The 14946-nt window shown below is 40.4% G+C and carries 15 protein-coding genes; 11 read left to right on the forward strand and 4 right to left on the reverse strand.

All coding sequences use genetic code 11. The features are described from left to right. Window positions 1-98: 98 nt before the first annotated feature. Complete coding sequence (locus tag B9T23_RS11275; protein WP_086194151.1) at window positions 99-1058, forward strand: phage baseplate protein; 960 nt, start codon at window positions 99-101, stop codon at window positions 1056-1058. A 735-nt stretch (window positions 1059-1793) separates the two neighbouring features. Here the strand turns inward: B9T23_RS11275 and hemW are convergent. Beyond that, on the reverse strand, window positions 1794-2948 hold the full coding sequence (hemW, locus tag B9T23_RS11280; protein WP_086194152.1) for a radical SAM family heme chaperone HemW: 1155 nt from the start codon (window positions 2946-2948) through the stop codon (window positions 1794-1796). A gap of 124 nt (window positions 2949-3072) precedes the next feature. Here hemW and B9T23_RS11285 point away from each other — a divergent pair, with 124 nt between their 5' ends. The 4 genes from B9T23_RS11285 to B9T23_RS11300 all read left to right on the forward strand — a co-directional run bounded on the left by B9T23_RS11285 (window position 3073) and on the right by B9T23_RS11300 (window position 6810). After that, window positions 3073-3534, forward strand: a complete 462-nt coding sequence (locus B9T23_RS11285) for a DMT family transporter (RefSeq protein ID WP_086194153.1) — start codon at window positions 3073-3075, stop codon at window positions 3532-3534. Between the two features lie 36 nt (window positions 3535-3570). Then, window positions 3571-4926, forward strand: a complete 1356-nt coding sequence (locus tag B9T23_RS11290; RefSeq protein WP_086194154.1) for an MATE family efflux transporter — start codon at window positions 3571-3573, stop codon at window positions 4924-4926. A gap of 223 nt (window positions 4927-5149) precedes the next feature. Beyond that, window positions 5150-6448, forward strand: a complete 1299-nt coding sequence (locus B9T23_RS11295; protein WP_086194155.1) for an ABC1 kinase family protein — start codon at window positions 5150-5152, stop codon at window positions 6446-6448. A 107-nt stretch (window positions 6449-6555) separates the two neighbouring features. Next, the gene (locus B9T23_RS11300) at window positions 6556-6810 is read left to right on the forward strand and encodes a type B 50S ribosomal protein L31 (protein ID WP_086194156.1); all 255 of its coding nucleotides are present in this window, start codon (window positions 6556-6558) and stop codon (window positions 6808-6810) included. A gap of 119 nt (window positions 6811-6929) precedes the next feature. Here B9T23_RS11300 and crcB read toward each other — a convergent pair whose 3' ends face one another. Continuing rightward, on the reverse strand, window positions 6930-7310 hold the full coding sequence (gene crcB, locus B9T23_RS11305) for a fluoride efflux transporter CrcB (RefSeq protein ID WP_086194157.1): 381 nt from the start codon (window positions 7308-7310) through the stop codon (window positions 6930-6932). A 178-nt stretch (window positions 7311-7488) separates the two neighbouring features. On the opposite strand from crcB, the gene B9T23_RS11310 reads away from it, so the two are divergent. Next, on the forward strand, window positions 7489-7821 hold the full coding sequence (locus B9T23_RS11310) for a HopJ type III effector protein (protein ID WP_086194227.1): 333 nt from the start codon (window positions 7489-7491) through the stop codon (window positions 7819-7821). A 101-nt stretch (window positions 7822-7922) separates the two neighbouring features. On the opposite strand, the gene B9T23_RS11315 is transcribed toward B9T23_RS11310, so the two are convergent. Beyond that, window positions 7923-8483, reverse strand: a complete 561-nt coding sequence (locus B9T23_RS11315; protein ID WP_086194158.1) for a hypothetical protein — start codon at window positions 8481-8483, stop codon at window positions 7923-7925. 172 nt (window positions 8484-8655) lie between these two features. Between B9T23_RS11315 and B9T23_RS11320 the strand changes: the two genes are divergently transcribed. Next, window positions 8656-9279 carry a class I SAM-dependent methyltransferase gene (locus B9T23_RS11320; RefSeq protein WP_086194159.1) on the forward strand — a complete coding sequence of 208 codons (624 nt, stop codon included), beginning with the start codon at window positions 8656-8658 and terminating at the stop codon, window positions 9277-9279. 83 nt (window positions 9280-9362) lie between these two features. Here B9T23_RS11320 and B9T23_RS11325 read toward each other — a convergent pair whose 3' ends face one another. Then, the gene (locus tag B9T23_RS11325) at window positions 9363-9830 is read right to left on the reverse strand and encodes a Holliday junction resolvase-like protein (protein WP_067726735.1); all 468 of its coding nucleotides are present in this window, start codon (window positions 9828-9830) and stop codon (window positions 9363-9365) included. Window positions 9831-9950: 120 nt separating this feature from the next. Here B9T23_RS11325 and B9T23_RS11330 point away from each other — a divergent pair, with 120 nt between their 5' ends. The 4 genes from B9T23_RS11330 (at window position 9951) to yccS (ending at window position 14843) form a co-directional block, all read left to right on the forward strand. Further along, entirely contained in the window at window positions 9951-10595 is a 645-nt protein-coding gene (locus B9T23_RS11330) for a ParA family protein (protein WP_067726737.1), read from the forward strand. A 139-nt stretch (window positions 10596-10734) separates the two neighbouring features. Next, window positions 10735-11865 carry an AI-2E family transporter gene (locus B9T23_RS11335; RefSeq protein ID WP_171255238.1) on the forward strand — a complete coding sequence of 377 codons (1131 nt, stop codon included), beginning with the start codon at window positions 10735-10737 and terminating at the stop codon, window positions 11863-11865. A gap of 109 nt (window positions 11866-11974) precedes the next feature. Further along, the gene (gene sodC / locus B9T23_RS11340; RefSeq protein WP_086194160.1) at window positions 11975-12526 is read left to right on the forward strand and encodes a superoxide dismutase family protein; all 552 of its coding nucleotides are present in this window, start codon (window positions 11975-11977) and stop codon (window positions 12524-12526) included. 166 nt (window positions 12527-12692) lie between these two features. Continuing rightward, window positions 12693-14843 carry a YccS family putative transporter gene (gene yccS / locus B9T23_RS11345; RefSeq protein WP_086194161.1) on the forward strand — a complete coding sequence of 717 codons (2151 nt, stop codon included), beginning with the start codon at window positions 12693-12695 and terminating at the stop codon, window positions 14841-14843. Window positions 14844-14946: the final 103 nt, after the last annotated feature.

Genomic DNA, 14946 nt, shown 5'->3' on the forward strand with positions numbered 1-14946 from the left:
GCGCTTTGGCGCTCTTTTTTATACGCTACAATAATCTCAATGCAAGCTCAATTTCCAAAAGCATAGAATAATAAAAAATCAACCCGGTGGCCTTTTAGATGAAAAAATTATTTTCGTTTCTGAGTCGCTTTTATCAGACTTATAGTGCAACTGCCCCTCTAAATACCCATCATCTTGAGCAAAATTTTGATTCTTCTGATCCTGCCAACTTGGGTGATGCTGCCCAGCCGATTACACTGATCAGAACAGGACTGGGCAATTATCATATTCTTCAAGGATTAGCGCTTGATCACAGGCACGAGCTTTTGTACACCACGCATGTCGAGGGTCAACCTGAACAAGGCGTGATTAATAGATTTAAGTTGCACCACTCCAATTTATGGTCTGCGCAAGATGCGCAAAAACCCTCCTCCCTTATTGGTCATCAAGGTATTTCAGTCGATCCACACAGTGACTTTATTTTTGCTTCTGCAGGAGCCGGCATTCCCAATAGAGGTTGGTATATTCTCAAATTTCAATATATGCCCAATGCTGCGCCTACTAATACCCAGATCATTCAGGTATTTGATAAACGATATAGCAAGATTACCAACAGCATGCCTTCAATCACACCAGATGGAAAATATCTGCTGGTGCGAGGCAATAACCATAAAATGAATGTCATCCGTGTTTTTAAATTAGATCTCATCACCAAAAAAAACTTAACGGATATTCGTTTCTTGTATGAAGATGAATGGCCTATTGATTCAGGCTTCACTCATGACAAATCTGCATTTCAAGGCCTGAGCACCGATGGAACCTATGTGTATCTGTTAAGTGGAAATAAAAACAAAGGCCCTAAAAGAATTTATGTTTATGACTTAACCGGCAAAATGATTCAAAAAATGGATCATGTGACACTGGGTCATTTTGATTCCTTATCCAATCATGCCATCCAGTATTGGGAGCCAGAAGGTCTAACGGTAGATAGTCAAAACCATCAGCTCTATATTTTATATACCATAGGAAATACTGGACAATTCTTAGGCCGTATTTATCGAATGAAAATTAATACATAAAAAATAAATTTGATAAAAGCTGAATATTTTCAATCGGCTCATCCTTCAGAAATATTTTAAGTACTTCAGCATTTAGACATAAATTAAATATCACAAAGGTTGCTTTAAAAAATAAGCACCATGACAATGGTCCGCACCCCAAATTGCCACCGATTCCACCAAAACACCGTTAATAAAAAGAGCGCTAAGTCACTATTTTTATTAAACTTAGAATTTCAAATTCACAATCCATGAGTGATCAAGAATTCGATTTTTATCCAATATCTTTTATTTCATTAAATAGATACGCGTAAGTGCCATTCACAACCTGCTCTAAATTTTAAAATAATGTTTTTGCGAGGGAATAGGTCAATTAAAGAAGCAGAACAGGTTTTGTGAATGGCGAAAGTTTTGGGTTCTTTTTAAAAAGAACAAAACGAACTCATTTTATACGATGTACAAATAGTAGGACTCCGCTGTGAACCGCTACTTCACGTCATTTTATAGTTGAAGCTCATTCATTACTTTAGTTTCGTCATGAGCAGCAAAGCTGCTGCACAAGAACAAAACCACCTTACGAACACTTGAAACATGTTTCAAATGTTCTCATCGCAAAACTCGTCAAATACCGTCTAATTATTCTGTTCTTCTCAGAAACATTAAACTTTTAATCTTGCGGTGCAATGCACCTCATACCTCAAACAGTTGCGGATGACTTCACCCTGTATCCAAAGTTTTAAAGTTTCACCTTCATTCTTAAAGAAACTCTTCCAATACCGAATTTAAAAACACATGCCCTTGCTCTGTACAAGACAGACGGGTTTGATCTTCAACCATCAACTTACGTGTACGTAATGAGTTTAAAAGTTCATCTAAATCAGCTAAGTTTAAACTTGTACGCTCGTGATAAAGTTTTGCTTCTACGCCATTATTTAAACGTAGTGCATTCATCATAAATTCAAACGGCATGTCTTCATCTTCAATCTTTTTAAATTGAAGATGCTCTGCCGGCACTTTAGCTAAATAGTCTTTTGGTAAACGGGTTTTCTGGAAACGATAAACTCCATCAGGTTGGGTAACTTTACCGTGTGCACCTGCGCCAATCGCCAGATAATCGCCAAACTGCCAGTAATTTAAATTATGGGCAGAAGGCTTTTCCTTACGCCACGCCGATACTTCATAATTCACAAAACCTTGAGCCTTTAAATAAGCCTCGCCCTGTTCCTGAATATCTTCCAACACATCTTCAACGGGTAAAATAGGTTGGGTACGGAAAAATACCGTATTAGGTTCAATGGTCAATTGATACCATGACACATGCGTTGCGCCATTTTCTACCGCCAGTTTTAAATCCAGTAAAGCCTGCTCTAAAGTCTGTTCAGGTAAGCCATGCATTAAATCCACATTGATTCGTTCAAAACCTGCATCGCGGGCTAAATGAATGGCATTGATCGCATCATCATTGCTGTGAATACGACCTAATTTTTTTAGGTGATCCGTATTAAAACTTTGCACACCAATGGAAAGACGGTTAATCCCTGCATCTAAATAACCTGCAAAGGGATCATGTTCCACTGTTCCCGGATTGGCTTCCAAAGTAATTTCACAACCATCTTCAAACGGAATAATACTTTTCAGTTGCTCGAACAGCCAAACATAACCTTTGGCAGAAATTAACGAGGGTGTCCCGCCACCAATAAAGACACTATGAATCTGGCGACCTTGAGCAAAATCGAGCTGGGTTTTGAAGTCTTCAACCAAAGCCTGTAAATATTGCTGCTCTAAATCTAAAGACAATTTTCCATCCGGTACTGCATGCGAATTAAAGTCGCAATACGGACACTTCCGCACACACCACGGCATGTGAATATATAAAGACAATGGAACAAGTGCAGGATTTAAATCAGCCAAGGAATAAGCTCAAAACAACAAAATAGGAAGATGAATATTTTAACATGACTGCATCAAGACTCTGAGAAATTCTCCGTGTTATTGTTTTAGACTAAGAAAAACTCAACAAGAATAAATGCTTAATATGATGAAAATATCAGCCCAGTTACTCTTGCTGATGCCCTTAGCCATGGGTATTGGTATTGCCATGACTTTTCAAACTGCAATTAATAGCCAGTTAAGAGAATCTCTACATTCGCCTCTGCAAGCTGCCCTTTTCTCCTTTTTGGTTGGTACAATAGTGCTCGCTGTGTTGGTGTTTTTTCAAAACGTTGATAAACCTAATCTTACAACTTTGGCTCAACTGCCGTGGTTTATGTGGCTGGGTGGTTTTTTAGGGGTCTATGCGATTAGCTTCAGCATTTATACCGCGCCCAAACTTGGTTTTTTGACACTTTCAGGATTAATTGTTTTTGGTCAAGTCGTCACCTCAATGTTTTTAGATCATTTTGGTTTATTGGGTACTGAAAAAACAGCGATCAATTGGCAACGTCTATTCGGTGGCGTAGTGATTTTTATTGGTGTGCTTCTCACTTTACAACGCTAACACCTCATTATTCTAAGCACATGATGAGTAATTTTTGTGTCTAATGTCTCGTCGCTTACAACGACCCGTTATGAATTAAAACAACTCTTCCATTTGATGATTCCAATTTTGGTGACTCAATTTTCCCAAGCAGGTTTGGGTCTGATTGATACCATTATGGCGGGGCATCTTTCCCCAACTGACCTTGCTGCCATTGCAGTCGGGGTGGGTTTGTGGATTCCAGTGATGCTGTTATTCAGTGGAATCATGATTGCCACCACACCTCTGGTTGCCGAAGCCAATGGTGCACGCACCCCTGAAAAAATTACCACCATTGCACGACAGTCGCTCTGGGTTGCCTTTATTTTAGGGATTATTGCCGCACTGATTTTACAAGTCATGCCGTTCTTATTGCCTGTTTTGGGCGTACCTGAAGCGTTATTGCCTAAAGCAAGCTTGTTCTTGCATGCCATTGGTTTGGGCATGCCGGCAGTCACCATGTATGCAGCGCTACGCGGCTACTCTGAAGCACTGGGCTATCCACGCCCCGTCACAGCAATTAGTCTGGGCGCATTGGTTGCACTGGTTCCACTGAACTTTATTTTTATGTATGGCTTAGGTCCTATTCCTGAACTAGGCAGTGCCGGCTGTGGTTTTGCCACAGCTATTTTACAATGGCTGATGTTTATTGCTTTGGCGATGTATGTGTTTAAAGGCAAGGCTTACCGTAAAACCCAAGTCTTTGCCGCATGGGAAAAAATTGATCCGTATTGGGTAAAACGTATTTTACAGCTCGGCTTCCCGATTGGTTTAGCGATCTTTTTTGAAGTCAGTATTTTCAGTACCGCAGCGATTGTTTTAAGTCCTTTGGGCGAAACCCTGGTTGCAGCACACCAGATTGCCATTTCTGTAACTTCACAGTTATTTATGATTCCGATGTCGCTCGCGATTGCACTCACCATTCGTATCGGGACTTATTATGGTGAAAAAAACTGGCTGGCGATGCGCAAAGTTCAGTATCTGGGATTACTGACCGGCACGGTTTTAGCAATCGCCACCATGGCATTGATCTGGTTCTTCCGTCCTGAAATTGTTTCGATTTACACTTCAGATTATGAGGTGGCACAAGTGGCGATGTATCTGTTGTTATTCGCGATTGCCTATCAGTTGATGGATGCATGGCAAGTCAGTGCAGCAGGCTGTCTACGTGGTATGCAAGATACCAAAGGTCCAATGTGGATTACCATGATCGCCTATTGGGTGATTGCCTTCCCTGTTGGAGTCTACTTGGCACGCTTTACAGAAATGAAAGCGGCTGGTGTATGGGTCGGTTTGATTGTGGGTTTAACTGTTGCCTGTGTGCTGTTATTGACCCGTTTATATCGAATTAATCACCGGATCAAAACTGCTTAAATATCTCGATCTCATTCCTTTTCTCATGAAAAAGGAATGAGATGAACAATAAGCTGAATAAAAAACAATCACAATCACTTCATTCATTTAAGCTGCAAAAAATACTTTTAATTTTTAAAATCGAACAGTAAAAATGCAGCTTTTAACAATTTAAAGTAGGCAATATCGAGTTTAAAGCCTATGATCATTGAAACACATCTTTGATGATCTTGAGGAATATCGCATGGCAAAAACGGCTAGCACACCCGGTCGTCGCTTTATGAAACTTGCCAGTATGACGGCGAGCATTGCAACTAAAACCGTCTCAAATAAGATCAAAAATTTTAATGCCGATGAAGAACAAAAAAATGCCTCGCGCAGTAAACTTTTTCAAGATATAGGTCTACAAATTGCGGATACCCTTGGGGAAATGAAGGGTGCGGTCATGAAAGTGGGGCAAATTGCTTCACAATATAAAGACATCTTTCCACCTGAAGTGGCTCGTGCCATTAGCAAGTTACAGCGCCAAGCCCCTGCGATGCCTTTTGCTGAAATTAAAGCTCAAGTCGAAAAAGAACTGGGTAAACCGCTCAATCAAATCTTTAAGCACTTCGATCAACAGCCTTTTGCCGCAGCTTCTATTGGACAAGTGCATAAAGCTTTTCTGCCGAATGGGCAGCAAGTTGTGGTTAAAGTGCAATATCCGGGGGTCGATGAAGCTTGCGAAAGTGATCTGAAACAAGTGCGTTTGGCTTTACGTTTAATGGGTGTGCTGAAAGTCGATCGTAAATTACAAGATCGACTGTTCAAGGAAATTCAGGAAAGTTTAGACAATGAATTGAATTATGAGATTGAAGCGCAAAATTTAGAAGTCGCGCGTACATTCCATAAAACCCTAGACAATAAAATTATTATTCCGCAAGTTTATAAAGACTATTCTTCACGACACATTTTAACCCTGAGCCTAGAACAGGGTGAAAGTATTGAAACTGCCAGCACCTGGTCACAAGAAACCCGTAATGAATTAGGGCGCCGTTTATTCCGTGCCATTGGGCAAGAGATTTTCTATTTAAAACGCTTCCATTGCGACCCGCATCCGGGCAATTTTGCTTTCCGTGAAGATGGCACGGTGATTATTTACGATTACGGCGGTGTAAAAACATTATCCAGTGCAACTGTGCAGCACTTTAAACATTTGGTGCAGTCTGCCCGTGAAGGCAATATTGTCGAGATGGAACAACAGCTGGATGCTTTGCATGCCATTTCAGAACAAGGGAAATTCCCGGCTGAACTCTATAATCAATGGTTAGAAGTCCTGATGCGTCCCCTCACCACCATGTATGATTTTGAAGAAAATTCAGCACATCATGATGGCATGGAACTGCTCAAACCTTCACTCAAATATTGGGATGTATTTAAGCCTTCGCCCGAGACATTGATGGTAAATCGTACCGTTTCAGGTCATTACTGGAACATGATTCATTTAAAAATGCATGACAATCTCAATGACTTGTTTGATGAACTAGTGCCACCGCGTCAATAAACTATTAATTAATAAAACCCAAATGCAGTTTCTGATTTGGGTTTTATTTGCTAAATCAATTGTTATGTTATAACATATCTTCATTAACAATAATTTTGGAGTCCATCATGCGCGCTAATACCCATCCAGAATATCGTGAAGTGCTGTTCCATGACACCAATGCGGATGCCTATTTCATTATTGGCAGTACCTTGCAAACCCAGCAAACTAAAAACTATCAAGGTCAGGACTATCCTTATGTGACTTTAGATGTCTCAAGTGCATCCCATCCGTTTTATACAGGTGAGCAACGTCAAGCGAGTAATGAAGGTCGCGTGGCAAGTTTCAATAAACGTTTTGCGCGTTTCAAACGCTCACATTAACTTCATATTATTTTAAGATTTCAATGTTAGTCTTAAAACTTGAAAAGCCCAAGCACTCTCCTCCGGCTTGGGCTTCTTTTTTATCTATTGTATTTTTTAGCTCAAACAGTATTCAGGTTTTATTTGCTGTGTAATAACCATTGAAATAGATAAAAACCCAATGCCAAAAATATTACACCCATAATCACACTTGAAATCACATAACCCAAAGCGAGTGTGGTCTGACCATGTTTTAATAGCTGAAAGGTTTCTAAACCAAAACTGGAAAATGTAGTAAAGCCCCCTAAAATACCGACCATCAAAAACAGGCGCGCTTCATTTTGCAAGCTCGGAAATTTTTGGCTATAGGCAAAGAAAATACCGGCGAGCAAACAGCCAGAGATATTCACCCACCATGTTGTCCATGGGAACACGCTTGTCGGTTTAAGCAAAAATACCCCTACGCCATAACGCAAACTTGCGCCAATCGCCCCACCCATCGCCACCAATAACCAGCTCATTTATTTCGTCCAATACAGGTCGTGTACAACATGTCTTTTATCCACAACCTTGTCATGATTAAGCCCATACTTTTGCATGAATCTGTATTTTTTACAAAGAAATAATGCTGAATAAAACATGTAAAAATTGTTATAGTCTTGCGGTTAAATTCACTATTTTTATGGATTGATGAAAATTATGGCTCAAGATTTATTGGCACAACTTCAAGCAGGCGAAGCGAAATTTGCAGATGTGATTGCGTATATTGAAGCACGTTATAATCACGTACCAACCGCATTTAAAAATGGCCAACAAGCCAATGCTGCCACTGAAAATCAAGGCAGTGCAAAAGTGTTTTCTTTTGCTCAACTGAATAGTTTAGATCTGGCGCAAACTTTAAGTTTATTCGCGGAACATTATGCTGCGGTGTTAGCGACACCAGAGTCAACGGATCACCAAAATATTCGCCAGTTTATGCAAAATGGTTGGGATGGCATTCAGTTTAAAGGTCAGGCTTTAACTGTAAAATAAGTTTCTATATAAGTCTTAGAATATAAAAAGCCCACTTTAATAAAGTAGGCTTTTTACTCCTCCCTTTTTAAAAGGGAGGCCGGGAGGGATTTAAAAAAGAATTAACCTTTTACTTTTTCAATCCATTCAATTGAACTGACGCGGAATAATTCGCATGCGCCATCGCCGGTATCGGTTGGAGTTAATGATGAAGTCCAGACTAAATCTTTATCTTTAATTTCAACCAATTCACCTTTTAAACGCACCAGATCACCACGTTTTACATTTTTAATTTTCTTGGCAATGTGCGGATTTGCAGGAATGATGTGCATATTCGACACCATCTGCATGGCTTGTTCTTTCGGCACAGGCAAACGATCGATCTTCCAATTTAGATAACGGTCATATTGATTGACGGATATATGTCGTGCAATTTGAGGTTCAGCAAATAAGCCCCAGCTCACAGCATAATCAATCGGCGAAAATTTGGCCTGCTCATCACTGGTATAAATTTTCGATCCTAAAATACGAAAATCACCTTTAAAAGTTTGCAGCTTTTTAATCGACTGGTCTTTAGAAACAGGCGCTAAACCTTTGGAAATATTATGATCGACAGATGCGCTGGCGCTCACTTGTAACATGCAAGTTGCAAGTAAAGCACTGAATAATAATTGTCTAGTCATCTGCATACCTCAAAACGAATTTCTTTATTTTCAACTTTTATCTTAAGTCATGAAACTTAAATCACCATATGGACTTGGTAACAATATAGATATATTCAGTCACTTTTTTGTCTTATTAATTGACTGAAATATCCATTAAGCTAAATACATATCAAGAAAAATTAAGCGATCGATGATTTATAAATTTTATCAACAGCATATTTTCCCGCATTTACTCAATCAAGTGATGCAAACGCCTAGCCTGATGGAGCAACGTCGAGAATTACTGTTACCGATTTCAGGCGAAGTCTTAGAAATTGGCTTTGGTACCGGAGTGAATCTGCCTTTTTATCAAAATGTCGATACGCTATATGCACTCGAACCGAATCCAGATATTTATCAACTGGCAAGCAAGCGTGTGCATGAAAGTGCGATACATGTCCAGCATGTTCAGGCGAGTGCAGAAAAGCTGCCTTTTGCGGATAACAGCATCGAGCACATTGTCAGTACCTGGACTTTATGCAGTATTGAACATTTACCACAGGCTTTAAATGAGTTGCACCGTGTGCTGAAACCGACCGGTACTTTGCATTTGGTTGAGCATGTTCAGTATCAGGACAACAATACGCTTAAGCATTTACAGAATTTACTCACTCCAATTCAAAAGCGTTTGGCTGATGGTTGTCATCTCAACCGTAATATTGAACAAGCACTGTTAGATGCGAATTTCCGCTTTAAAGAACAGCATTATTTTGATGCAGCCGGTATTCCCAAAATTGGCAGTCGCATGTTCTTTGCCCGTGCTCAAAAAGCATAGAAGTTAAATTCACCCAGCCTCAATCCTTTGCTTAATAAGTCTGTTGCCCAGATTAAATATGGGCAAATTGTAGCTACACCATATTAATCATTAAAGTCGATACGAACGGTTTCAAAACGCACCCGTCCATCACGAATGGCTTGGGCAATGGCTTGTTGTCCTTTAGTGAGTCGTGCCCCACCACTTTTAATATCAATCAGCACCACTTCAATATCTTCAGCTCGCCCTTCCCCATCGCGTAAGTCGGTATAACCATCAAACACCACATAATCGACTGGATCACCCAAGAATTTAGCATCACTGGGCAAGTATTGAAACTCGGGCATAATTGGCGCCATCTGCTCTGCCATTTTGCCTTTTAACACCGCACGACTGGTATTGACACTACGCTTTTGCGCACTGATTAAAGCCTGTTGATGCTCTAACTCTAGCTCGGCAATATATTGTTCATATTCCGCTTTGACCCGTCCATTACGGGTATTGCTTAAAATTAGGGTGGTTAACACCACCCCTATACACGCACCAATCAACATTGCCATCCAGATGGACATTATTTTTTCCTAATCCAAAAAAGTACCGCCACATGTATCTTTAAGACTTTTGTCATGTGTCATATTCGTCGCATCAAACAATGATATGCTAGGGCGGAGCAGAATAAAATCGTCAGGGTCATGAAAACAATCTTAATTGCAAATCAAAAAGGTGGATGTGGCAAAACCATTACCGCAATCAGCCTCGCTGCCGCTTTAGCACAAAAAGGTTATCGGGTTGCACTTGCCGATGCCGACAACCAAAAATCAACTTTGCAATGGCTTAAACACCGCCCTGAAGATGCTGCCCCGATTCAAAGCCTGGACTGGCGCCCTGGAAAATCGATTGATAATGTGCCTAAAAATTTAGAATATCTGATTATTGATGCGCCCGGGGCACTTTCTGGTGAACATGCAGAACAGCTGATTGGTGAAGCTCACGCGATTATCACCCCATTACAACCCTCATTTTTTGATATCGACAGCACTCGCCGTTTCTTAAAACATTTACAAGACATCAAGCGTATTCGTAAAGGTAAAGTGCAGATTTTGCTTTTAGCCAATCGCGTTAAAGCCAATAGTGCCAGCGCTAAAGAAATTCAGGATTTTTTCAACAAAATTGAACAGCAACCTGTCGCCTGGATTTCTGAACGCACGGCTTATAGTCAGTTGGCGATGCAAGGTCTAACCGTGTTTGATAAAACGCAAAAAAATTATTTAAGCATGCAGAATCAGTGGCAGCCAGTTTTAAATGCCATTATTGATGATCCGACTAAATGGTTTTAGCCTCATCTAGGCTATGCCTTCAAGCCTAGAAACTGGATTGGTTTATTCATTATTCACTAGAACTTACTCGGCTTTCATTTTCGCGAGCTTTTTTTTCAGTTAAGATGGCATGGACCTTAGAAACAATTCAGTGAATGCAGTGCAACAGTACGCGCCAACATTACAAAAAGTATTATTATTTGGATTATTTTTCATCCTCCTTTTTTTGAGCTGGAACGTTCTCAAATATTTTATTGTGCCTGTACTTTGGGCAGCCATCATTGCTTATATGACCTGGCCCTGGTATCAATGGATTTATCGCAAGTCTGGCTCACGTGCCACGCTGAGTGCGACCATCATGATCAGCCTAATCATTTTGCTGATTGGTATTCCGCTGACCTTTGGCATTTTCATGCTGCAACATGAAGGTCGAAATTTATATTATGAATTGCAAAAACAGGTGTTCTCGGGTCATTTAAATGTTCCGCAATTTATTCGCGACTTACCGTTTATAGGCAAGGAAATTAACCGTACTTTACATGACATCAATACTGACCCGAACAGTATTGTGCAAACCGTTTCCAGTTGGATTCAGGGTCATCTCAATTACGGGCGTTTCGTTTTAAATGAAATTGGTAAAAATATCGTCAAGCTATGTTTTGCCGTATTGTCACTGTTCTTTTTTTACCGTGACGGTCAAATCATTCTGAACCAAGTCAGCAAAGCCTTGGAAATGATTATTGGCCCACGGATTCATCATTATTTAGATACCATTTCTGAAACGACACGTGCTGTAGTGTATGGGGTCGGTTTAACCGCGGTGGCGCAAGCAATATTAGCCGGTTTAAGTTATTTTGTTGCCGGTGTACCCAACCCGATGGTACTGACCATTGTAACCTTCTTATTGGCACTGATTCCGTTTGGAACACCGATTGCTTACGGTTCAGTTGCATTATGGCTGTTCTCACAAGGGCAAACCATGGAAGCCATTGGAGTGATGGTCTGGGGTGTCTGTATTGTCAGTACTTCGGATAATGTGATTCGTCCTCTGGTGATTTCGGGTGCCACACAAATTCCCTTCTTGCTGATTATGTTCGGGGTTCTAGGTGGTATTGCGAGTTTTGGTCTGGTCGGTCTGTTTATTGGTCCGGTGATTCTTGCAGTGTTGCTGGCGATTTGGCGTGAATGGCTACATGAAACCAATGAATTTGGTCCCTTCATGATGCCGAAATCGACCATGGCTTATGATCTTGACGATGATAAAGACGATTCAAATCCAGATAAAACCTAAGCTTCAAGTTTAAGAAACTCATACATTCAAATACTTAATCAACATTGAATTACATCCGATGCCTTGTTTGAATGGTCAAGGTCATAATAAAACAAAAGGATGTAACTCAATGTTGTCTTCACTGTTCAAATTAACGACGCTCTGTGCCATTGCTGGCTTTGCCCTGGTCGGATGTACTCACTCGCCCAGTTCATCTTCAAGCAATGAAAATCAAGTCACTGTTCATGCTGTATCCGCTCAAGGGGTAGGTAAAGCAATTGGTACCATCCAGTTCAAAGACAGCCCAGCCGGTTTAGTGATTGTTACTCATTTATCTGAACTGCCACCTGGACCTCACGGTTTCCATATCCATGAAAAAGGTTCCTGTGACTCTGCCGAAAAAGATGGAAAAATCGGTGCGGCAATTGCAGCGGGTGGTCATTTCAACCCAAATCACGCACCCCATCACGGCACTCCCCTTACCGGCCATTTAGGGGATTTACCTGTATTAAATGTTGATGCTCAAGGTCAAGCGAAAGTTACTTTAGTAGCACCGCGTTTAAAACTGGCAAATATTCAAGGTTTGGCAGTAATGGTACATGCCGGTGGTGATAACTATTCCGACCAACCGAAACCTTTAGGTGGTGGCGGAGATCGTATTGCCTGTGGCTTAATTCGATAATTATTCCTTCAAAAATATAAATAAAAAGCAGACACAAGGTCTGCTTTTTAGCTGCATAAATTGTGAAATAAATCAAACAAGTTCCGCAATTAAAAACGATCATAAATTGACACGACCAATAAAAAAGTTCACGCTGTATCCACAATAATTTCTCTTTAGAAGAATCGTGAATAGCCTGAAAGATTTGCTTCAACGCTTTAAATCCAATTCCATTCTGATCTATTGCTTCCAAATTTTTATTGTCCTGACTGGAACAACCTTAGGCTTGCTGTTTTTAGGTTATGAAGCGTTAATTGTTCCAGTAACCTTGGGTGCTATTGCCACTGCCCTGACCGATTTTGATGATCGCCTGAGTATTCGCTTACGCAATCTGGCCTATGTCTGCATTCTGTTTTTTGGCGTCAGCAGCATTCTTGAATTTCTCTATCCTTATAAACTGCTTTTTATTCTGTATTTATCCTTATCTAGTGCTGGCTTTATTTTAATGGGTGCGCTGGGACAGCGTTATGCCACCATTTCTTTCGGCACCATTTTATTGTCCATTTACACCATGTTTGGACTGGGTGAATATAGCGAATGGTATCAACAGCCGAGTTATTTTGTACTGGGTACGGTGTGGTATGGACTGACTTCGATCATCTTTTATTCACTCAAACCGACTCAGGCAGTCCAAGACAATTTAGCTACCAACTTCAATGCCATTGCCGCATTACTCTTGGCTAAAGCTCGTCTGTTTGATCCGGATAATACTGACAATATTGAACCGTTACTGTATGAACTTTCATTAAAAAATAGTGAAGTGGTACAAAGCCTGAATACCACCAAGGCATCTTTACTCACCCGTTTAAAAGCCTCTCGTGCCAATAAAAATACCATTTACTGGTTAAACCTTTATTTTTTAGCGCAAGACATTCACGAGCAGGCGACTTCCAATTATCTGCATTATGAAAATATTCATAAAAACTTTAGCCGTACCGACCTGATTTTTCGGATTCAAAAGAATGTAAAACTGCATGCTTTATCGTGTCAGAAACTGGCGCACGATATTCTGACTCATCAAAGTTATCAATCCAATCCGGATACAGATATTGCGATTGCCAATTTAGAAAACTCAATTAATTTATGGATTGAAGAAAATCCGCAGAATCTGGAAGTGAAAAACCTGCTGCTGATTTTGCGTAATTTGAAAAAAATTCAGGAACAATTTTTAAACCTAAGTCTTGAGCAAAATAATTATCGTCAAAACTATCTTCAGCATCAGGAAAATATAAATCTGCTGGATGATGATATTCATGATATGCCCGATTTATGGCTAAAACTGAAACAGCACCTCACGCCTAATTCAGCGCTGTTTCGTCATGCGGTGCGGATTGCCTTTGTATTTGCCGTGGGTTATGCCATCTCATTAATGCCATTCGCCAAAAATGGCTACTGGATTTTACTCACCAGTTTATTTGTCTGTCAGATCAGTTATTTCGCTACTAAAAGCCGTTTAAAACTGCGTACTTTAGGCACAATTTTAGGGGTTCTTCTCGGGATTCCAGTTTTATATTTTGTTCCGAGTATTGAAGGACAACTGGTTCTGACCATTATTTCTGGCGTGTATTTTTTCTATCTCCGCTCCAAAAAATATGCCATGGCAACGCTGATGGCAACCTTAATGGTTCTGCTGATTTTCAATTTAAAAGGTGCAGGCTATGCCATTATTTTACCGCGCATTGTCGATACCCTTTTAGGCTGTCTGATTGCATGGTTTGCGGTCAGTTTTATCTGGCCAGACTGGAACTTCCGTAATATTTCCAGCACCATCAAAAAAAGTAACCAAGCGACTTTGGACTATTTCGATGCGGTGGTGAAGCAATACCAATTCGGTAAAAACAACAGTCTGGATTACCGACAGGCACGTCGCACCGCACACAATGCACAAATTGAACTGTCGAGCATGATTTCCAGTTTAAGTACTGAACCAAATCCTGACCAAGCGCTGATTCATTCTGCCTTTCGCTATCTGGTTTATAGCCACAGTCAATTGAGTTATGTTTCGGCTTTGGGCAGTCACCGTGAACAGGTAACGGATGCGCAAGTGCTGGATTTAATGCTGTGGTGTAAAGACACTTTATTCGCCGTACTATTACAGCAACAGCCTTTAGCTGAAGATAAAATCCAGGCCAAGCTTCAGGAAATCAAACAGATGAGTACGCAAGAAAAGCTGTCTCAAGATTTATTGCTGGTACTGAAACAGATCAGCTTATTACTGGAAACGCTGCCTGAATTGCTTAATTTACACAGCCAACTGCTGAAGCAGGAAATTAAATAACCCGAGTTAAATGGTTGGTTATAAGTATTTGATATATTTTAAAATATATTTTATCTTTTCATTCACCGCTGCTGCAATATTGAGTAAACTCATGCTTCATTCT

The sequence above is a fragment of the Acinetobacter terrae genome, from assembly GCF_002135195.1.
Classification (GTDB): domain Bacteria; phylum Pseudomonadota; class Gammaproteobacteria; order Pseudomonadales; family Moraxellaceae; genus Acinetobacter; species Acinetobacter terrae.